The organism is Chryseosolibacter histidinae (genome assembly GCF_018598225.1).
GTDB classification, from domain to species: domain Bacteria; phylum Bacteroidota; class Bacteroidia; order Cytophagales; family Cyclobacteriaceae; genus Chryseosolibacter; species Chryseosolibacter histidini.
Window position 1 is genome coordinate 93,072 of the sequence record NZ_JAHESF010000021.1, and the last position, 20,422, is coordinate 113,493.

The window sequence follows — 20,422 nt, forward strand, 5'->3', positions numbered from 1 at the left end:
AATAGATAATTTTTTACTTTGGCCCTTACTTTGCGCTCGCTGACGGCGCACGGAATTCAATACATTAACCAATCCAAAATGAAACGTATCTTTTTAATTGCAACCTTGTGTTTGTTGATCGCAGGCACCGCTTCTGCGCAGTTGGAGTCGCTTAAAAAAGCTGCCAAGTCGATTACTTCAGGCGGAACCAAACTTTCGTCTGAAGAAATAGCAGAAGGCCTCAAGGAAGCATTGACCAATGGCATATCTAAGGGCTCTGACCTTGTATCACAAGTAGACGGATATTTTAAAAATCCCGAGATCAAGTTACCTTTCCCCCCTGAGGCGAAAAAAGCAGAAGAAAAGCTCCGCCAGATGGGAATGGGGGCCGAGGTCGACAAGTTTGTGCTCACCCTGAACCGCGCAGCAGAAGATGCTGCCAAGGAAGCCAAGCCGATCTTTGTTACCGCCATCAAATCCATGACCATCCAGGATGCTGCCGGGATCCTGAAAGGAGAACAAGATGCCGCCACGCAATACCTGAAGCGCACCACCTCCTCGCCGCTGAAAGACAAGTTCAAACCGGTGGTGCAGAACTCGCTGAGCAAGGTGAACGCAACAAAATATTATGCAGACCTCATCAACACGTATAACAAGATCCCGCTGGTGCAGAAGATGAATCCCAATCTCGACGACTACGCTACAGACAAAGCCATCGAAGGTCTGTTTACCATGATCGCCAAAGAAGAAAAGAACATCCGCCAGAACCCCGGTGCGCGCACTTCGGAGCTGCTGAAGAAAGTGTTTGGATCGAAATAGAAATCTGTTGCCAGTTGCCAGTTACCGGATAGCCAGTTGGGTGGCCCCAAGATTCGCACAAGTGTTTCAACTCAATATTTTGTTGTAAAACTCAACCGTTCTGCAACACGCACGAAACCGGCAACTGGTAACCGGCAACTGGCAACCGAAAAAGACCTATCTTTAAATCTCGTTATAACTATCTATGAAGAAACTATCCATCCTTTACATATTCATCCTCACCGCCTGTACTTCGGCACAGATCAACCAGACCCTGGGTGATGTGAACAAAACGCTCGGTAGCAGCGGCGCAAAACCTGTGACCACTGCTGAGGTGGCCGAAGGTTTGAAGGAAGCCCTGATCAAAGGTATTTCGAACGGCGCAGACCTGGCCTCACAACTGGACGGCTACTTCAAAAATCCCGAGATCAAAATACCGTTTCCACCTGAAGTGAAAAAAGTAGAAGACAAGCTGCGCCAGATCGGCCTGGGCGGCGAAGTGGATAAATTTGTGATGACCCTGAACCGCGGCGCGGAAGACGCTGCCAAGGAAGCCAAGCCCATCTTTATCACGGCCATCAAGTCGATGACCATTGAAGATGCGTGGTCCATCCTGCGGGGACAACCCGATGCCGCCACGCAATACCTGAAACGCACCACGTCTGCACAGCTGAGAGAAAAATTCAAACCGGTGATCCAGACATCGCTGAACAAGGTCAACGCTACGAAATATTACGGTGACATTGTGAACCGTTACAACCAGATCCCGCTTGTGCAGAAGGTGAATCCAAACCTGGATGAGTATGCCACAGACAAGGCCATCGAAGGACTGTTCATCATGATCGCCAAAGAGGAGAAGAACATTCGTGAAAACCCTGTTGCCAGAACCACAGAGTTGCTGAAGCGGGTTTTTGGAGCGAAATAAGTTGCCGGCTGGCCGGTTGCCAGTTACCGGCTCCGATGAGCGTTGAATGTCACCTTCTGGTTTCAATTCGGTACCTATGATGGGTTACACTAATTGTGATATGGCACTGGCAACCGGTAACCGGCAACTGGCAACCAACTAAAGAGAACTCAATCAATCTAAACAACATGAGCCTTTACAAAAAACACGACACCACCATCAACAAAGCCGTCCAGGCGCTGCATGAGCGGACGTTCTATGCGGCTTTCCCGGAACACCCCGCCCCGGCTGTTTATGGCGAGACCGCGGATGCCGACGGACAAAACAAGTTCAAGGCCACCCTCGGAAAAAAATTTGAAGAGCTGAAGCAGGCCAGCCCTGAAGGATGGGCGGGAGAGGAAGAGTCTCCTTACCTGCAGGAGCCATTGAAGATCTCATATCCTACATTCTCTGTGAAGACCCTGACAGAACGCGCCGGGCGTGCGTTTCATCAGTGGCGCAAGGTGAATGTTCACGAACGCGCCGGCATTCTTACCGAGTCGCTCGACAGAATGAAAGCACGTTTTTTTGAGATCGCCTACGCTACCATGCATACTACCGGCCAGGGTTATATGATGGCGTTCCAGGCTTCAGGCCCTCACGCTGCAGACCGCGCGCTGGAGGCCATCGCTGCCGGATACGAAGAGCTTCAGCGGTTCCCAACCCACGCGGTATGGGACAAGCCCATGGGTAAATTCAACATCCAGCTGAACAAGGAGTGGCGTGCCGTGCCCAAAGGCATCTCCGTCGTGATCGGTTGCTCTACTTTTCCTACATGGAATTCCGTGACAGGTATTTACGGAAGCCTGATCACCGGCAACGTGGTGATTGTGAAGCCACACCCGGGCGCCATTTTGCCTATCGCCATCGTTGTGGCGGAGATCCAGAAAGTGCTGGCTGAAAATAACCTCGACCCCAATATTTGCCAGCTGGCAGCCGATACGTTCGACAGGATGATCACCAAAGAGCTCGCAGAGCATCCTGACGTAAAGCTGATCGACTTCACCGGCAATTCTGTTTTTGGCAGTTACCTCGAAGCACTGCCAGGCAAAGCAGTGTTCACTGAAAAGACAGGTGTCAACTCTGTGATCCTTGATTCAACGGAGGATATCGATAAGGTGGCAGCCAACCTCGCTTTTGCCGTTACGCTTTACAGCGGACAAATGTGCACGGCACCACAGAACTTTTACATCCCTGAGGGTGGGATCAAAACATCTGCGGGAACAGTTACCTTCGATCAGTTCGCACAAAAGTTTGCAGACAACATCAATGCGCTGGTGGATAACCCGAAGGCCGGACCGTTTGTGCTGGGAACCATCCAGAATAAAAAGACCTGCGACCGGGTAACAGAAGCTGAAAAGCTGCCCGGAAAAGTGTGGCTGAAGTCGCGCAGTGTAGAAAACCCGACGTTCAAAAATGCACGGATCTCCACGCCGGTTGTGGTAGAGGTCGATGCTTCCAAGAAAGATGTATTCGGCAAAGAGCTTTTTGGTCCCATAGCGCTGCTGATCAAAACCAGGAACACAGACCAGTCTATCCAGCTGGCGCAGGAAATGGCGAGAGATCATGGTGCCATCTCATGCGGTGCGTACACCACCGATCCGCAGGTACGCGAGAAGATCGCCGATGAAATGTCGCTGGTAGCAACACCGGTATCGTTCAACCTGGTGGGCGGAATATACATGAACCAGCACGCCGCGTTCTCCGACTTCCATGTTACAGGCGGAAATCCTGCGGGCAACGCGTCGTTCACAAACCCGGAATATGTCACCAAACGTTTTACCTGGGTGGGTCACCGCGAACCTGTGAAAGCCTAAAATCAGTTGCCAGTTGCCGGTTGCCGGATGGCCTGTTGGATGGAGTAAATTCGAGTACAGCGTTTCAACTCGACATGTGATTATTGTAATCAGTAGTTCTGCAACACCTCACTAAACCGGTAACTGGCAACCGGCAACTAGTAACCGGTTAATGTTACGCCAGCGGCCGGATTATATTAAACAGCTCAAGGAAAAGTGAATCGGGATAACCAGATCCTGATCGCTTCAGTTGAGCTGTTTTTTCTTTATAGGCGGAATTGGTGATCAGTTCCTGCAGCTTTTCTTCGATCTGTGCTTCTGTGTCACGTTGCAGATTGCCAATGAGTCCAAGGCCGTGATAAAGCACGCGGGCGGCATTTCCGCGCTGATCGGTGTGTTTGTAGACCGGGTAGACCAGCATGGGCACCGTGGCATCAATGGATTCTTTGATCGAGTTGAATCCGCCGTGGGTGATAAAAACGCTGGCACGCGAAAGTACATCGAGCTGTGGTACTGAATCTGCAATAACAACGTTGGGCGGAAGTGTTTTAAAATTGTCTCTCACGGCGCGGATAGGGGAGGCGATGAGCAGCACATACGCTTTGGCTTTGGCTACTGCGATGAGCTTTTCCAGGAAAGTGATGATGGGACCGGTATGCTCGTAAGCAAGACTTCCGAATGAACAGTAGAGCACCGGTTGTGTCGACGTGGATAACAAGGTTTCGATTTCCCGGAACGATTTGCTAACGGCATCTGTCCTCTGTGCATCGATCATAAACCCGATGGGATGCTGATGCGGAAGCAGTGGCCGTCCTGGAAAATCCATCTCGATCGGAGCCAGGATAAATTCATCGATATCATTAAAGGCAGGACTGAGCAGCGACTTTTTTTTCGAAAGATAGCGCCTTGGGATCTTGTTCTTTTTTATACCATAGTTGATCTGCGCCGTATTGTCTTTCCCGATGAATTTCAGTTTTTGAAGCAGCGTCCACATCGATTGATCGGCATGGAACTGCCAATGTGCTTTGCGGCTGGCTTGTGGCGGAGCCAGGCTGTTCAACGGAGGAACACCTTTGTCAAGCGTTGATGATAGCATTGTTTGAACGAAGGCTGCTTTAATGCCGTGTGTACGCAGATATGGATACAGCACAATAAAGTCGGTTGACTGCCAGGCGTCGATCAGCAGATAATCGGGCCGTAAGGTTGTAAGCATTTGGCGCAGCTCTGCATCTCGTAAGTGGAAGAGCCGGTCACTCCAGCGATCTTTCAATGAATGCCAGTATGCATTCTTTTTCTTTTCAAGGGTGGTATTTACCCAGTGCTCGAAACCGAGTCCGAACGGCACTGTTTTCAAGGGGTAGAATGGAAAGCCCTGTGCCTTCACATGCGATTGAAAGAACCCGAATCCCGCAAAGGTCACCTCGTAATTCTCTTCCAGCAAACGGGCCATGCGAAAGCACGCATTGAAATGACTCATGCCATGATATAGGAGAAATACTACCCGTTGCATAGTAGATTAAAGCCGGCGAAAGATAGCTATCAGTAGGCAGTAGGCAAAACACGATCGCAAGCGCCCGGACAGTAGGCAAAATTTGGTGTGAACCGGTCATCTGCATCCTTCGATCGAAGGGCAACCACAGAATTTTGGGCTATCTATTGCCTACTGCTCCGATGACTATCGGGGTTTGCCTACTGCCTATTATTAGCGCACGGCAACCTTCCTGATCACCCTCGAGAACAATGAAGGGAAAAATCTCTTGATATAAACGCCCAGCACTTCTCTTCCGCCGATGTATACCTCCTCTTTTTTGCTTTCCATTGCTTTGGCGATTTTGGCGGCACACCAGTCGGCGGGTTTGCCTTTGTATTGTGCTTCGTCCATTTGGTTGAGCACAGAGCCATCGCCCGTGAGCGCAGAGTAGGTGATGGGTGTATGGATGAAACCGGGACAGATCATGGTCACTTTGATATTGTCGCTGTAATGTTCGGCACGCACGGCATCAAAAAAACCGTGCAAAGCATGCTTCGATGCCGCATAGCCCGAGCGATAGGGTGTTCCAAACTTGCCGGTGAGGCTGCTGACCACTACAAAGTGCCCCTGCTTTCGTTTTATGAAATGCGGCAGCAGGTATTTGGTAAGCGAAACCGCGCCGAAATAATTTACCTCCATCAGCTTTCGGTCAACTTCTGCTGACGTTTCCTTAATAAGACTGCGCTGGCTGATGCCACCGTTGTTCACCAGGATGTCGACATGTCCGAAAAGTTGGATCGCGGCTTCTGTAGAAAGTTGCAGCATGGCCGTCTGCGTGAGGTCCAGCGGCAGCACACGGATGTTGGGCTGGGCTTCCGCGGGGCAGTTGCCCTTCACCCGTTCAAGCTCCTCTTTTCTGCGGGCCGACAAAATGAGCTTGGTTCCTTTCTTTGCCAGCTCGTAAGTGAGCGCTTCTCCGATGCCAGACGATGCGCCGGTGATCCAGATAACTTTGTTGGTGAGGTAAGTCATACAATCAGATATGAGATGTGAGTCCCGATAGCTATCGGGATGAGACAATATCGGGTTAGCCTGGCTCTTTTTCGTAGATCACAAAGTCGAATGCGAATGGATGGCGTTCATCCGCCGGGTGCGGCACACGCGATACTTCTTCCCACTCCTTTTTGTCAAAGTCGGGAAAATACGTATCGCCCTGCACATCGGCATGGATCTCTGTGAGGTATATGCGGTGCGCCATCGGCAGTGCGATCTTGTAGATCTCAGCGCCACCGATCACATACGTTTCCGGTTCGTGGGCCTGCTGCGCAATTTGCAGCGCCTGCTCCACGGCGTTCACTACAATACAACCCGGGGCGTTAAGATTTTTTTGCCGGGTCACCACAATGTTGGTCCTGTTGGGCAGTGGCTTGAACTTTTCCTGCAACGAATCATAGTTCTTTCTTCCCATGATCACATGATGTCCCTTGGTCTGCTGCATGAAAAACTTCATGTCGTCGGGCAGGCGCCACGGAAGATCGTTGTTCCTTCCGATCACACGGTTCTGCGCCATGGCAGCAATGAGCGATATAATCATAAATCAATTTCTCTTTTTTAATCTCTGGCGCCTCAAAACTAAAAGCTCGCGGCTAGAGCCTGTTGCCCCTGAAAAAATCTTCAATTCCCATTTTGCGTTTCCCTTCTGGCTGAAGCTCATCTACCGAGACCCACCCGTCTTCGGTTTTGAAATAAAGATAACGCTTGTGGTCCGTGGTGTACTCGCCTGCTGATTTCTTTTCGTTGTCCGAAACAATGGAGACCTTGAAGATCTTGTAAGTTTTGCCTTCAATCGTAGCCCAGGCCGCGGGATAGGGGCTCAATCCCCTGACAAAATTCCGCACCTGTTCACTGGTCTGATTCCAATTGATCTCACAGGTCTCTTTAAAAATTTTCGGCGCAGGTTTCGAGGCAGCACCTTTGGGCTGGGGAGTAGACTGATATTTTCCTGCTGCAATGCCTGTTACCGTCTTCAGTACCAGCGCAGCACCACGGTTCATGAGCCGCTCATACAACGAGCCTGCGGTATCGTTGGCATCGATAGGTTCCTTCTCCTGGAAAATAATACTTCCCGTATCGATCTCCTGCTCCAGAAAAAAAGTAGTGACACCCGTTTCCTTTTCGCCGTTGATGATCGCCCAGTTGATAGGGGCTGCACCCCGATAATCGGGCAAGAGCGAGGCATGCAGGTTGAAGGTGCCGATCTCAGGCATGTCCCACACGGACTGCGGCAGCATGCGGAAAGCTACCACCACCTGGAGCTGGGCGTTATAACTTTTTAACTCCTCCAGAAACTCAGGCGATTTCAGATTGGTAGGTTGCAGCACCGGGATGTTGTGCTGAAGCGCGCAGGCCTTTACCGGTGAGTGAACAATTTTTTGCCCACGCCCCTGGGGCTTATCAGGCGCCGTGATCACAGCCACAACATTGAGCTTGTTGGCAACGAGCATCTCGAGACTGGGTACCGCAAATTCCGGCGTTCCCATAAATATGATCCTTAAATCAGCCATAATGGGGAGTTGATCTTTTGGGAATCAAAACGTGAAGTAAATAAATAACCGGCAGAAAAATGCATTTCCCGCGGATTTCGCAGATGTACGCAGATTCATTTTGCGCTAAAAATCAGCGATTATCCGCGTGATCTGCGGAAAACCGATGTGTCAAACTCAATCTCTCAATTCCTTTCGCATATACTTGGAACAGATCGGGCATTCCGTCCACACATGCCCGCGCGCGGGGCAGTACGTTCTGCCGAAATAAATGATCTGAAGGTGAGCCTTGTCCCACTTCGCTTCGGGGATCAGGCGTTTTAGATCGTGCTCTGTTTGCTCCACACTTTTACCGGTCGACAATCCCCACCGGTATGCAAGCCTATGGATGTGAGTGTCCACAGGAAAGGCCGGGAAACCGAAGCTCTGGGTCATTACTACCGATGCCGTTTTGTGTCCCACCGCAGGTAACGCCTCGAGCTCCTCGAAGGTGCGCGGAACTTCGCCATTGTATTTTTCGATCAGGATCTTCGAAAGACCATAGATGCCTTTTGATTTCATAGGCGAAAGACCACACGGTTTGATGATCTCGCGGATCTCCTCCACACTCATCTTCACCATATCGTAAGGATTATCCGCACGTTTGAAAAGCAACGGGGTGGTCTTGTTCACACGTTCATCCGTACACTGTGCCGACAGCAGCACAGCGATCAGCAATGTGTAAGGATCTTTGTGGTGAAGCGGCACTTCCGGGTTCGGGAAATATTTTTCCAGGATCGATAAGATGTCGTTTACTTTTTCAGCTTTAGTCATCTGGAATTTACGAGTTCAGATTTTTTGAGTGACGATTTCAATCCCGCATTCATAAACCTGAGATTATGGATACATAAGGTATTTCTGTCGTATGGTTCTGTAAGTGTCCAGATCTTTCTGCCACGTTTTCCTGATCGCCTCTTCGGTCATGCCGCCTGTGATCTGTTGGCGCAAAGCCGTGGTGCCGGCAAGCTTGTCGAAATAACTGGTGAAGAATTTTTCCTTTTCAGGATAACGTTGATAAAGGTCTATCAGGTATTTCAGGTCCAGTCTCGGCTCAACTTTCACCTGGCGCAGATCAAGCCCATAGTACAATTTGTTCTGGTGCAGCGGTGTATTCGACATGGCAGGAATGGCTACCGGTGTGAACTGGAAAGGAAGGTCCTTCAGCAGCGGATTGCCTACGATCAGAAAAGGTGTTTGTGTTCCCCGGCCTACGCTGATCACGGTGCCTTCAAACAGGCAGAGTGAAGGGTACAACCTGATGGCCTGATCGTTGGGCAGGTTGGGTGATGGTTTGGGCGATAACGAATACGGATCCTGGTGGCTCCAGTTCTTCACCGGCACAACCTCCAGGTCACATTTCACACCCTTGTCGAGCCAGCCTTCGCCATTGATCATGCGGGCAAGCTCCCCGACCGTGACTCCATGAACCACAGGTATCGGATGAATGCCTACGAACGATTTCAATGCAGGATCCAGCACGGGACCATCGGTGTAGCTTCCATTGGGATTGGGCCTGTCTAACACCAACACTTTTTTTCCTTGCTCGGCGGCAGCTTCCATCACGTAGTGAAGCGTGCTGATGAAGGTGTAGAAACGCACGCCCACGTCCTGGATGTCGAAGATCAGCACGTCAACATCTGCCAGTTGTTCGGGTGTGGGCTTCTTGTTGTTGCCATAAAGCGAAATAACAGGCAGGCCTGATTTGGTATCGAAACCGTCTTTGATGGTCTCGCCATCGGGAACAGCGCCACGAAAACCGTGCTCAGGCGCGAATACTTTTTTGATGGTAATGCCCTGCGCCTTCAGGGTATCGGCCAGGTGTGTCTTTCCCACCAGTGCTGTATGGTTCACCACCAGGCCCACGTTCTTTCCCTTGAGCTTCGGTAAAAAAACATCCAGCTGTGCTGCACCAACCAGGGGCGAAGTTTTTACGGTGGTCCGGGCTGGTGGTTCCGTGAGAACAGGTTGTGTGTTGCCGCACTGAAACCATACCGAAGCCAGCAAAAGCCAGGTGAACAGATTAATATTTCGCATATTTATTTTCGTGGGGAATGGACTTGAACTACTTATTTTTATTTTGCACAACATTGCGGCCGAAAAGTTACAAAAATTGAACCTTTCCTACTTTATATCGCAGCGGATAAGCAAAGGGCAGAAAGAAGGTTTTTCTTCTATCATCCATAAGATCGCCATTGCCAGCATCGCCATCGGTCTCGCGGCATCCATTGTCTCTTTCCTGATCATGAAAGGTTTCCAGGAAACTGTCAAGAACAAGATCTACAGCTTCAGCGGCCACATCATCGTAACAAAATTCAGCATGAATAATTCACCGGAAGAGCAGCCGATGGATTATGACATTGACCTCTACAAATCACAACATCAGTTACCGCTCATCAGCCATGTGCAGGAGTATGCCCATAAGGTGGGCGTGGTAAAAACAGACGATGAAGTGCTGGGCGTGGTGATCAAGGGCGTGGGCAAAAGTTTCGATACGGAGTCGTTCCGCCAGAACCTGATCCAGGGTGAGTTCATCCAGTTCCCTGATTCCGGCTACGCTAACCAGGTAGTGCTGAGCAAGACCATCGCCAATACATTGAAGACGAATGTTGGTGACGATGTGGTGGTGCATTTTTTTCAGAACCCGCCGCGTTTCCGAAAGCTGAAGGTTGTGGGCATCTATGAGACCAACCTCTCGGAGTATTTCGATAGCAAAGTGATCATCGGTGACATCCGGATGATCCAACGGCTCAACAACTGGGCGGATAGTGTGGCCGGGGGATTGGAGGTTTTTGTGAAGGATCCAGAGCAGGTAGATGCTGCGGCAGAATCGATCGGTGAAATGATGGACTATGACCTCAACATCGAGCGGGTAAGCGACCGTTACATCCAGATCTTCGAGTGGCTGCATTTGTTGAGCCGGCAGGTGAACATCCTGCTGGGCATCATCCTCACCGTGGTTTGCGTTAACATGATCTCCATCGTACTGATTTTGGTAATGGAGCGTACCCAGATGATAGGCATGCTCAAAGCGGTGGGCGCCTCCAACGGGCTTGTGCGATCTATTTTCGTTTACAATGGCGTGGCCCTCATCCTGAAGGGACTGCTGCTGGGCAACCTGCTGGGACTCGGCTTGTGCTTCATTCAATACAAGTTCAAGCTGATCACCCTTAATCCGCGGGACTACTACATGGAATTTGTGCCCATCAGCTGGCACTGGGACATCGTTCTCATGCTTAACCTCGTGATCCTGCTCATTGTCACCCTGGTGCTGCTGCTGCCTACCATGGCCATCGCCAGCATCAACCCCATCCGGTCGATCAAGTTTGATTGATAGCGGGTTAAGAACTATTTCACCTCGAACCTTTTTGGATAGCCTTTGATCCCTTCTATGATGAAGAATTCGTCGAAATCTTCCGGTTTTGTGGTCTCGTAATATTTGTTCAGGGAGCCGATAAAAGCTTCGAGGCTTGGTGCCGTAACATTTCTGCCGGGTGAATCATGCCAGAAATCAACAATCTGTCCTGCATCGCCTGTAAAGATCCCTGCCATATCAACACAAATGTGATCGCCGCTTCCATTCTCGAAAAGTGGAATCCAGTGTTCGTTCCACCAGTTTTTGATCTCAAAGTCGTAGCCGATCATGCCGGTAAGCAGTTCATAACTTTCCAAAGCACTTTCCAGCGGCATAAACGTCGAGTTATTGACAAAGCGCTTATAGTCGTCTTGTCCATTTTTCCATTGATAGAGCAGCCTGACATCGGATGGTAGCTGGAGGTTATACTTTTTCTCAAGGTCTCCGATCTGCTGGTCGGTAAGTGGAGGCCTGAGATCCTTGTAATAATCGGGGCGCTTTTCCTGAAGGTGTTTGTCAAGGGTATTGAGAAGGGTCTGCATCTGTGTAGTGATTGGGTTAATGTTTTTTGCCCGCACAGGTTATGAACAGGCAGCGCAAAATACGATACAAAACCGGGGAAGCAGCCCGAAAAAGGTATGGCTGGCTTTTGGGCTCATCCGGTGGCAGGATAGCCGGAGGTTTCAATCGGTCCTTAAACGTTCCTTTTAAAATCCGAAGACCAAGCCATGCAATAATGCCACTTCGTGCGGTCCAAATCAGGGCTATTTCAGGTCATTATGTCTTGAAATTCATTCAAAATAATCAAAAACAGGTCATTATGGCTTAAAAAGCCTTCCGGCATGTTTTTCCCTGATAGGGTCCTCGAAACATTTAAAACTGAAATGTATAATCCTAAAAAAAACAATACTATGAGCATCGTACGTTATAACACCTCGCTGAATGACTTTGTACCCACAACCTTCAGCAACATGATCGATCGTTTCTTCAACGAGAGCCTGAGCCGTTCGGGCGGAGCCGCTTACTCCTTCGTTCCCAAGGTAGATGTTGTTGAAAATGAGAAGGCATTTGAGATCCATGTGGCCGTTCCTGGCATGAACAAGGAAGAATTCAAAATCGACCTGAACGACAATTTTCTCACCATCAGCGGCGAGCGCAAATTCAGCCGCGAAAAAAATGAGAACAACTACCGCACCATCGAAACCCAGTACGGTACTTTCAGCCGTTCTTTCTCGCTGCCTGACAATGTAAATGCTTCTGCGATCAGCGCGAAGTACAACAATGGCATCCTGGAAGTGTTGGTGCCTAAAGACGAGAAGAAAACATTGAAGACCACCATCAAGGTTGGTTAAGAGATATAGGTTTTAGGTTTAGGTTAAGGTTAAAGCGCTTTTCCGGTCTTCCGGAGGCGCTTTTTTTATTTTGGCCAGGATCGTTTTTTAGAAATTAACGTTAACTTTCTTATCCTAAAGGGTCTGATATGAAGCGTTCTCTGTTTATTTTTCTGGTGCTGGTAATAGTTGCCTGCCTGGGTGGCGTGTTAGGTTCAATTTTTACGATCCGGTATCTCGACATCGAGTCGGCCCCTTACAATTCGATCGATGAACGACAGCAGCTTGTGCTCGCTTCCAACACAGTAGATACGGCGTATAAGATCCCCGAGGGCCTCGATTTTCTCGATGCCGCCAAAATGGTAACGGCCGCTGTGGTACACATCCGCACCGGTTACGGCCCCGGGAACTTCAGTCTCAATCCGCTGCTCGACTATGACAGACCCATTCACTCATCAGGCTCAGGGGTGATCATCTCCGACGACGGTTATATCGTCACCAACAACCACGTGATCGAAGATGCCACCAACATTGAAGTAGTGATGAACAACAACCAGCGGTTCTATGCCAAGCTGGTGGGTACTGATCTTACCACAGACCTGGCGCTGCTCAAGATCAAAGCGAAGGATCTGCCTTTTGTGAAATATGGAAATTCTGACAACGTTCAGCCGGGAGAGTGGGTGCTGGCCATCGGCAACCCGTTCGATCTTAACTCTACCGTGACAGCCGGCATCGTCAGCGCCAAGGCGAGGAACATCGGTATACTGCGTGAAAAAAATAATTACCAGGTAGAAGCTTTTATTCAGACCGATGCCGCAGTGAATCCCGGAAACAGCGGCGGCGCCCTGGTGAATCTCAGGGGCGAGCTGATCGGCATCAACACGGCCATAGCAACATCGTCCGGAAGTTACCAGGGTTATTCGTTTGCCATCCCTGTTGCGCTGGTGCGGAAGGTGATGGATGACCTGCTGGAGTATGGCGAAGTGCAGCGCGGATTGCTGGGCATCGGCATCGGCGATGTGAATGCCTCCATCGCAGAAACATTACACTTAACGGTGAGTCAGGGCGTGCTGGTGAGTACTGTTAATCCGGGAAGCGCGGCAGAACAATCGGGCATTTTGCGTGGTGATGTGATCATTGAGATCGACAACCACATTGTAAATTCTGTGTCAGAGCTGCAGGAGTGGGTGGCCCGCAACCGCCCCGGCAAAGAGATACAGGTCACGTTCATCAGGGAAGGTGAAAAGCGTACCGTGAAGGCACGGCTCAAGAACAGCAACGGCAACGAGGTGATGGAGAAGAAGGAAGTGAGCTACAGCATCGATGGTGCCACCTTTGAAAATGTGCCGTACCGCGAGCTTGCCAAGCTGCTGCTGGAAGGTGGTGTGAAGGTAAAAGATGTGGATGATGGCAAGTGGAAAAAAGCCGGATTGAGAAGAGGTTTTGTCATTGGCTACATCGATAAGGTGCCCGTAGATAACGTGGAGGACCTCAACCGCATACTCGACTACAAGAAAGGTGGTATTCTCATAGAAGGTTACTACAGCGATGGGAAAAAAGGAACCTACGGTGTAGACTGGTAGGTGTAACCGTACGAGCTGTGAACTTCCGTTTTTGCGAGACCCAATGCGTGGTAACGGCTAATCGTACCTCGTACTTCGCACTTCGTACCTCTTCGTCACTGTAAACAGTGAAATTGCTCCCAATCCTGTTCCGTTACCTAAATAAAAGCTAGCTTTGTGCCTCAATTTCCGGAATTCCCATGCAAAAATTCGGCATACAAGAGGCATTGTCATCACTGGGTGTTAAAAAGAAAAATCCTGGTGTCTCCACCGGCAGCAAGTGGCTGAAGTCCACCGGCGCGCTGATCGAATCATTTTCTCCCGTAGATGGAAAACTCATCGGTGCGGTTTACGAAGCCGATGAAAAGGCGTACCGTCAGGTCGTAGAAAAAACAACACAAGCTTTCAAGGAATGGCGTAAATGGCCCGCACCCAAACGTGGCGAAGTGGTTCGTCAGGTGGGGGAGGCGTTGAGAAAATACAAGGAGCCCCTGGGTAAGCTGGTCTCTTACGAAATGGGCAAATCCTATACAGAAGGGTTGGGTGAAGTGCAGGAGATGATCGACATCTGCGATTTTGCCGTGGGCCTTTCAAGACAGCTGCATGGCCTCACCATGCACTCTGAGCGCCCGCAGCACCGCATGTATGAGCAATGGCACCCGCTCGGGCCTGTAGGCATCATCACGGCTTTCAATTTCCCGGTAGCCGTATGGTCGTGGAACGCGATGCTGGCATGGGTCTGCGGTGATACGTGCGTCTGGAAACCGTCAGAAAAAACTCCGCTCTGCAGCATTGCCTGCCAGAATATTGTGAACGAAGTATTTGAGCGCATGGGTGTGCCCGAAGGTGTATCATGTGTGGTGAACGGTGGCGCGCAGGTGGGCCAGTGGCTGTCTGCCGATGAGAACATTCCGCTGATCTCGGCTACGGGCTCGGTGCGTATGGGCAAGGCCGTTGCAAGAACGGTGAGCGAAAGGCTGGGACGTCCATTGCTGGAGCTGGGCGGTAACAACGCCATCATCATTACGGCGAACGCTGACCTCGACATCGCTATCAGAGGCGCGCTCTTCGGTGCGGTGGGTACCGCGGGCCAGCGCTGCACAACCACGCGCAGGCTCATCGTGCACGAGAACGTTTATGAAGAAGTTAAGTCGAGGCTGGTGAATGCCTATGGCAAGCTCTCCATCGGCAATCCGCTCGATCCAGCCAACCATGTGGGTCCGCTCATCGACAAACAGGCTGTAAAAATGTATGAGGACGCGCTGCGCAAAGTGAAGAAAGAAGGAGGCCGCATTCTGGTTCAGGGCGGCGTGCTCAGTGGTAAAGGTTACGAATCAGGCTGTTATGTGAAGCCCGCCATTGCCGAGGTGGAGAACGAATACGAGATCGTGCAGCAGGAAACGTTTGCCCCGATCTTATACCTTATCCGCTTCAGCGACATCGAGGAAGCCATCGGTATGCAGAACGGTGTGAAGCAGGGATTGTCGTCGTCCATCATGACCGGCAGCATGCGCGAGATGGAATTGTTCCTCTCTGCCGATGGATCTGACTGCGGTATTGCCAATGTTAACATCGGTACTTCCGGCGCTGAGATCGGAGGCGCTTTCGGAGGCGAAAAAGAGACAGGTGGGGGCCGGGAGTCAGGATCAGACGCCTGGAAAGTTTACATGCGCCGGCAAACCAACACCATCAACTATGGCGATACCCTTCCCCTGGCGCAGGGAATAAAATTTGCTATTTGAAACAAAGTTTGGAAATAAGCGTCAAACAATTATTTTTATACAGCTTTCTAAAAACAGCCTATGCCCGGAAAAAAATACCGCACCGTCATGCTCATTGATGATAATGAAATTGACAACCTCATTAACCAGAAAATGATAGAAGCGGCTTCCATTACAGAGAACATTTATACACACACCGGGGCAAAAAGCGCCATTGAATTCTTACGCAACATGGAGAAGCTCGATGTTGCCGATAAAGTGCTGCCCGATGTGATCTTCCTGGATATCGATATGCCTCTCATGGACGGGTTCCAGTTCCTGGATGAGTTCGAAAAGCTGAGCAACGTAGCAAAGAAAAAATGCAAGATCGTTATGCTCACGTCGTCCATCAACCCACAGGATTTTAACCGCTCAAAGAAATACGAGAATGTTAAGCTTTACCTTAACAAGCCCCTTTCTCACGATAGCATCGTGAAGCTGGAATTATAACCGTATAACAGAATTACGGAGCGGCAGGCGTCACACCTTTAGTCGTCGGAGACGAAATATTGGTAGATAATTGATGCGCAGGCAATCAGGATCCCGTTAGGGATGACATATACGCATATGTCGCCCCTAACGGGATTTGTAGTTCTTAAACTTCTGTCAGCAACCGTACGAACTTGTCGTCGAGCTTGATGAGCTTGGTGGGGGCGAAATAACCTACCGTGGTAGTGCTCAGCCGGGGGATCAGCGCCGAGATCTTTTTGGCTTTCTCCTTTTTGGCTTCGCTGGTGGCGATCTTCAATATCTTGAGGAACAGCATGATGTTCTCACAGCTGTCTTTTCCGAAGAGCCTGATCTGTCGCTGAATGCTGTTGGAAAGCTGGTTGAACAGCTCGTAATCCCTCACCAGCACATACTGCAGGGCCAGCAGCGATTTGATCTCGAGCTGTGCATAAGGATATTTCTTCAGGCTCACCTCGTTCAGCAGGTTGTTGATCAGCTTCGCAGCCTCGTCAAACTTATCCGCGTAATAGCAGGAGATGGAGCGGTAAACCGTATATACAATGTGCTTGGGTACGTCCATCGAATCGACCTCGTAGTCTTCGAAAACATTTTCGTTCTCGATGTACAGCTCAGCTTCGGTGCCGTTCCGCAGGTGCCGTTCGATCTTTGAAATAAGGAACTGGGCAGGGAACGTGAAAGTGGAGTAGTTCACCATCAGGTTGGCGCAGGCGTCGTTCACCTCTTCGAAGTACTTCTCGGCCTGCCGGTACACCTTATAATGGTTGTAGTATTCCAGTTTCAGGAACTCGAACACCAGGTTGAGGTGGTAATAAATGGCATCCAGGTGGTAGCTTTCGAAGATCTTCTGAACCTTGTCAAAGATATCCTCGATCGACTCACCATCCTGCTGCATATTGTCGTCCACTTCCACAAACAGCCGGTGGAATACGTACATGCAGCTCTGGTAAACGTAAAGCCGGTGTGATTCGTAAAGCTTGGCCACGTTCTGCATCTCCTTCATCACCAGGTTCAGTCCCAGTTTTTCGATCTCGGCGCCATTCAGCAGGTAGTCGCCAAATTTTTTGAAGTAGTCGGCCAGCAGGTCCTCCGATTTGTCAACTGCCAGCATATAGGCTACGTGCCTGTTGTAAAGCTGGGAATACTGGAAATAATCGGGCGAATTGATGTTCAGCCGTTTCAGCGACTTGTAAATAATGGTCAGCTCGTTGGCCAGGTCGTAATCCAGCAGCTCTTTCTCCAGTTTCTTGAGCGTGGCGATGGAAATGGCTTTCTTTTTGGTGAAGATCACCTCGTTGATATTGGCAACTTTCCGCAACACGTCCGTTCGCGGGCTTTCCAGCTGCTCCATCAGGTATTCTTCGATCTTGAGGTTCAGCCGCGAGCGCAGGGTGTAATAGGCATTGGCGTTAACGTCCAGCTCTGTCATGATCTTGTTGTCTGACAGCGAACGTTCGCGCAGGGCCTTCAGCAGGTAAGCTGACTTTTCTGCGTTACTTTCGATAAGGGAGTTGTAGATTGCGGTGAAGTCTTTTTCAGATAGCTGTTTGATGATATTCTTTAGCTTGGCCATGAAAGCGGTTTTACAAAGTGAAAATTTACAAAATTTATCCTTGTATACAATAATACCCGGATAAGCCTTTGAGCGTAAAATTGCATTTTTCCGGGCTTCTGTTAAAGTAACGCGGCTTGAATTAAGTTTGTAGTTTCGCATCCAGTAAATGAGCGTCGTGGTCAGACAAATAGCTTTAGTCGTTGCAATCTTGTTTTTAATAGGGGAAAACTTTGCCCAGGTGGCTGGTGCGCCGGAACGGGCCGCCATGAAAAGCCTCCGGAAAAAAGGCTGGGAAAAAGCTGAAACTCAACTTCGTAAATCGATCCGTAAAGACAGCGTCAACGTGCCTTCGCGGTACCTGTTGTCGGCCTGTTTCTTCAACCGCGAGAACCCCGCCTACAACCTCGACTCGGCTTACAGCTATGTTATGGGAGCGTTAAAAGACCTGCCGCTCACATCCTTAAAAGAGCGTGAACGTATGAAGCGCATGCCGCTCGACAGCAACGTGCTCGTGAACCTGCGTGTCTCCATAGACAGTGCCGCCTTTGAAGCCGTGCGCCTCGTCAATACCGAAGAAGCCTTCATCCGGTACCTGAAAGAGCACCCGTTTACCCGGCAGCGCCAGGCAGCCACGGACCTGCGCGATGAAGTAGCCTACCTCCATGCCGCCACCGTGAACACCTACGAGGCCTTTCTCGAATTCCTGAAAAAGTATCCGCAGGCCGCCAAAGCTCCCATGGCCAGGACCAAGTACGACAGACTTCTGTACGAGACCCTCACCAAAGACAAACGCCTGGTGAGCTTTGAGAACTTTCTGCGGAACTATCCTGAGACACCTTTCCGCCGCGAGATCGAGCAGAACATTTTTGAGCTTTTCACCTTGTCGGGAGAAGTGGAACGCTACATTTCGTTCCTTCAGCTTTATCCGGCGAGCACACAGGTAAAGCGGGCCAACGACATCCTCTTCCACCTCCTGCAGGAGAGGGACGACCCGCAGACGCCAGGCCTTTATCTTTCCGATTCGTTGCAGAACATTATTCGCCTGCAGGAAAACTACATCGTACCTTTTTTACGCAATGACCGGTTCGGGTTCATGGATCACGAAGGCAAAGAGATCATTCCCCCCACCATCGAAGCACTCGGCGACGACTACAAGTGTGGCAATATCACCGAAGACATCCTGGTGCTGCCCGGCAGGGTGCTGGCCCGTGACGGCCACGTGGTGTATACGGGAGAAGTGGAGGAAGCCGACGACCTCGGGGCCGGGTTCCTGAAGCTGACCTCGGGCAACTGCCGTGTGGTGGTTCACAAGTCGGGGCGTGTCTTCACCCCCTGCACCGCTGATGCCCGCATCCTGGGTAACCGGTTTCTTTCCCTGCAGCGAAACGACCAATGGTATATTTATAGTCTCACAGGCCGGCCCATATTGCAGCAGGGATGGGATGCTGTGATGATGGACCATAACGTGCTTGCGCTGAAGAAAAAGAACAAGTGGCATCTGCTCACGTTGCAACAGGTAGTGGCGCTGGCCGACGAGCAAAGAACTGTGACGTCCGATGCTTATGACGAGATCAAATTCCTGCCCGGTGGCCTGGTCTCAGCCAGTGCCGGCGACTCGCGCATCATCCTGAATCAGACCCTCGGCGAGATCATCTCCCGGAGCAGGCAGGAGATCGTTCCTACATTCTTCGGTTTCATGGGGCGCTCTTATGAAGGATACAGCATCTATGATCGTGCGGGAAAACAAGCTTCGGCATTCGAGCAGGTGAAGCTTTCTGAACCCTGGACAGCCGTGCGGAAGGATGGAGCGTGGCACCTGTTCGACACCAGCCTGCAGCAATATAAGAGCCCCGCGTATGACAGCATCAGGTTCGAAGGACCTTTTGCCGTGGGCGTGAAGGCCGATACACTCTCCGTTTATTTCAACGAGCATACCACGATCGGATTTCCGCGGCCCGCGAAAGCCCTCTTCATTCCTGGAAAAGATTCAACGTCATTCTTATGCGTAGAAACGGCGGAGGCTCCGGCGTCAGGAAAAGCAAGCCGGAACAGGAAGGCCACGGAGGTTGTAAAATCACTGTATAACCGCCAGGGAAAGAAACTTTTTACAGCGTCTTTTGACCAGGTACAGCATGCCGGCCGCGACCTGTTCATCGTTCATAAAAAGGAGAAGAAAGGACTCACCGACGCCGAAGGAAAAACTGTGCTGCCCGTGGAGTACGATGCCATCGGAAGCGTTACCGATAACGTTGTGTCGCTGCTGAAGGCTATGAAATTCGGACTGTATCATACAGAACGCGAGAAGCTGATCAAGCCCCAGTCTGACAAGAACCTGATCCCCTTCATGGATCTTGTTGCCGTGTATCGCGATGGGCAGTATCATCTTGTGGACTGGAACGGAAGACCTGCCGACAAAACAACCTTTGAGGAGATCCGCTTCTGGAACGACACCGCTGCCCTGATCAAAGTAAACCAGCTCTGGTCACTGTACGATATCCGCTCGAAAGAGGTCTCCATGCCGGGCATCCGTAACATCCACATGGTGCGCGATGCTCCGGATGAAAAAGTGGCCATCGTTCAGCGCGACAATGCGTATGGTGTGCTGAGCAACAAACGCGGCACCGTCATTCCCATTACTTTTTCAGACCTGGTGAACATCGGCTCGGCAGAGGAGCCCATGTATTTTACAGAAAAGCATGTGACCGAGGCCTCCATTTTTGTGGTGATCTATTATGATAAGAACGGAAAACTGCTGCGGCGCGAGGTCTACGACAATGCTGACGACTACGAGAAAATATATTGTCCGGATAATTAATGAACCATTT

17 protein-coding genes are annotated in these 20,422 nt (G+C 50.5%); 9 read left to right on the forward strand and 8 right to left on the reverse strand.

All coding sequences use genetic code 11. The features are described 5' to 3' along the window. Positions 1–78: 78 nt before the first annotated feature. From KK083_RS19830 to paaN, 3 genes are all read left to right on the forward strand, one after another. Complete coding sequence (locus KK083_RS19830) at positions 79–798, forward strand: DUF4197 domain-containing protein (protein ID WP_254166748.1); 720 nt, start codon at positions 79–81, stop codon at positions 796–798. A 184-nt stretch (positions 799–982) separates the two neighbouring features. After that, positions 983–1,702 (forward strand): DUF4197 domain-containing protein, encoded by a 720-nt coding sequence (locus tag KK083_RS19835; protein ID WP_254166757.1) that lies wholly within the window; start codon positions 983–985, stop codon positions 1,700–1,702. Between the two features lie 167 nt (positions 1,703–1,869). After that, the gene (paaN, locus tag KK083_RS19840; RefSeq protein WP_254166763.1) at positions 1,870–3,537 is read left to right on the forward strand and encodes a phenylacetic acid degradation protein PaaN; all 1,668 of its coding nucleotides are present in this window, start codon (positions 1,870–1,872) and stop codon (positions 3,535–3,537) included. 154 nt (positions 3,538–3,691) lie between these two features. On the opposite strand, the gene KK083_RS19845 is transcribed toward paaN, so the two are convergent. The 6 genes from KK083_RS19845 to KK083_RS19870 form a co-directional block, all read right to left on the reverse strand. Next, entirely contained in the window at positions 3,692–4,993 is a 1,302-nt protein-coding gene (locus KK083_RS19845) for a nucleotide disphospho-sugar-binding domain-containing protein (RefSeq protein ID WP_254166765.1), read from the reverse strand. Between the two features lie 225 nt (positions 4,994–5,218). Continuing rightward, the gene (locus KK083_RS19850; RefSeq protein WP_254166773.1) at positions 5,219–6,019 is read right to left on the reverse strand and encodes an SDR family oxidoreductase; all 801 of its coding nucleotides are present in this window, start codon (positions 6,017–6,019) and stop codon (positions 5,219–5,221) included. Positions 6,020–6,074: 55 nt separating this feature from the next. Further along, a complete protein-coding gene (locus KK083_RS19855) occupies positions 6,075–6,581 on the reverse strand; it encodes a dihydrofolate reductase (RefSeq protein ID WP_254166775.1) in 507 nt (168 codons plus the stop codon). A gap of 52 nt (positions 6,582–6,633) precedes the next feature. Next, positions 6,634–7,554, reverse strand: coding sequence for a methionyl-tRNA formyltransferase (fmt, locus tag KK083_RS19860; RefSeq protein WP_254166836.1), 921 nt, complete (start codon positions 7,552–7,554; stop codon positions 6,634–6,636). A 153-nt stretch (positions 7,555–7,707) separates the two neighbouring features. Next, positions 7,708–8,343 carry an endonuclease III gene (gene nth / locus KK083_RS19865; protein WP_254166783.1) on the reverse strand — a complete coding sequence of 212 codons (636 nt, stop codon included), beginning with the start codon at positions 8,341–8,343 and terminating at the stop codon, positions 7,708–7,710. A gap of 63 nt (positions 8,344–8,406) precedes the next feature. Further along, on the reverse strand, positions 8,407–9,603 hold the full coding sequence (locus KK083_RS19870) for an exo-beta-N-acetylmuramidase NamZ family protein (protein ID WP_254166785.1): 1,197 nt from the start codon (positions 9,601–9,603) through the stop codon (positions 8,407–8,409). Positions 9,604–9,679: 76 nt separating this feature from the next. On the opposite strand from KK083_RS19870, the gene KK083_RS19875 reads away from it, so the two are divergent. Beyond that, entirely contained in the window at positions 9,680–10,900 is a 1,221-nt protein-coding gene (locus tag KK083_RS19875) for an ABC transporter permease (protein WP_254166789.1), read from the forward strand. 14 nt (positions 10,901–10,914) lie between these two features. On the opposite strand, the gene KK083_RS19880 is transcribed toward KK083_RS19875, so the two are convergent. Beyond that, complete coding sequence (locus KK083_RS19880) at positions 10,915–11,463, reverse strand: SMI1/KNR4 family protein (RefSeq protein ID WP_254166794.1); 549 nt, start codon at positions 11,461–11,463, stop codon at positions 10,915–10,917. 369 nt (positions 11,464–11,832) lie between these two features. Here KK083_RS19880 and KK083_RS19885 point away from each other — a divergent pair, with 369 nt between their 5' ends. The 4 genes from KK083_RS19885 (at position 11,833) to KK083_RS19900 (ending at position 16,024) form a co-directional block, all read left to right on the forward strand. Then, on the forward strand, positions 11,833–12,273 hold the full coding sequence (locus KK083_RS19885; protein WP_254166796.1) for an Hsp20/alpha crystallin family protein: 441 nt from the start codon (positions 11,833–11,835) through the stop codon (positions 12,271–12,273). A 128-nt stretch (positions 12,274–12,401) separates the two neighbouring features. Then, positions 12,402–13,835: a trypsin-like peptidase domain-containing protein gene (locus tag KK083_RS19890; protein WP_254166798.1), complete on the forward strand. Its 1,434-nt coding sequence runs from the start codon at positions 12,402–12,404 to the stop codon at positions 13,833–13,835. Between the two features lie 179 nt (positions 13,836–14,014). Then, positions 14,015–15,556, forward strand: coding sequence for an L-piperidine-6-carboxylate dehydrogenase (gene amaB / locus KK083_RS19895; protein WP_254166800.1), 1,542 nt, complete (start codon positions 14,015–14,017; stop codon positions 15,554–15,556). Positions 15,557–15,616: 60 nt separating this feature from the next. Next, entirely contained in the window at positions 15,617–16,024 is a 408-nt protein-coding gene (locus KK083_RS19900) for a response regulator (protein ID WP_254166809.1), read from the forward strand. 145 nt (positions 16,025–16,169) lie between these two features. Here the strand turns inward: KK083_RS19900 and KK083_RS19905 are convergent, their stop codons facing one another. Beyond that, a complete protein-coding gene (locus KK083_RS19905) occupies positions 16,170–17,615 on the reverse strand; it encodes a hypothetical protein (RefSeq protein ID WP_254166811.1) in 1,446 nt (481 codons plus the stop codon). Positions 17,616–17,805: 190 nt separating this feature from the next. Here KK083_RS19905 and KK083_RS19910 point away from each other — a divergent pair, with 190 nt between their 5' ends. Continuing rightward, the gene (locus tag KK083_RS19910; RefSeq protein WP_254166813.1) at positions 17,806–20,412 is read left to right on the forward strand and encodes a WG repeat-containing protein; all 2,607 of its coding nucleotides are present in this window, start codon (positions 17,806–17,808) and stop codon (positions 20,410–20,412) included. The last annotated feature ends 10 nt before the right edge of the window (positions 20,413–20,422 follow it).

Coding starts and splice junctions, on each gene's coding strand:
- KK083_RS19835 (WP_254166757.1), top strand. CDS start 983: ATGAAGAAACTATCCATCCTTTACATATTCATCCTCACCGCCTGTACT.
- KK083_RS19850 (WP_254166773.1), bottom strand. CDS start 6,019: ATGACTTACCTCACCAACAAAGTTATCTGGATCACCGGCGCATCGTCT.
- KK083_RS19845 (WP_254166765.1), bottom strand. CDS start 4,993: ATGAGTCATTTCAATGCGTGCTTTCGCATGGCCCGTTTGCTGGAAGAG.
- nth (WP_254166783.1), bottom strand. CDS start 8,343: ATGACTAAAGCTGAAAAAGTAAACGACATCTTATCGATCCTGGAAAAA.
- KK083_RS19905 (WP_254166811.1), bottom strand. CDS start 17,615: ATGGCCAAGCTAAAGAATATCATCAAACAGCTATCTGAAAAAGACTTC.
- KK083_RS19880 (WP_254166794.1), bottom strand. CDS start 11,463: ATGCAGACCCTTCTCAATACCCTTGACAAACACCTTCAGGAAAAGCGC.
- KK083_RS19890 (WP_254166798.1), top strand. CDS start 12,402: ATGAAGCGTTCTCTGTTTATTTTTCTGGTGCTGGTAATAGTTGCCTGC.
- KK083_RS19870 (WP_254166785.1), bottom strand. CDS start 9,603: ATGCGAAATATTAATCTGTTCACCTGGCTTTTGCTGGCTTCGGTATGG.
- KK083_RS19885 (WP_254166796.1), top strand. CDS start 11,833: ATGAGCATCGTACGTTATAACACCTCGCTGAATGACTTTGTACCCACA.
- KK083_RS19900 (WP_254166809.1), top strand. CDS start 15,617: ATGCCCGGAAAAAAATACCGCACCGTCATGCTCATTGATGATAATGAA.
- KK083_RS19830 (WP_254166748.1), top strand. CDS start 79: ATGAAACGTATCTTTTTAATTGCAACCTTGTGTTTGTTGATCGCAGGC.
- amaB (WP_254166800.1), top strand. CDS start 14,015: ATGCAAAAATTCGGCATACAAGAGGCATTGTCATCACTGGGTGTTAAA.
- paaN (WP_254166763.1), top strand. CDS start 1,870: ATGAGCCTTTACAAAAAACACGACACCACCATCAACAAAGCCGTCCAG.
- KK083_RS19855 (WP_254166775.1), bottom strand. CDS start 6,581: ATGATTATATCGCTCATTGCTGCCATGGCGCAGAACCGTGTGATCGGA.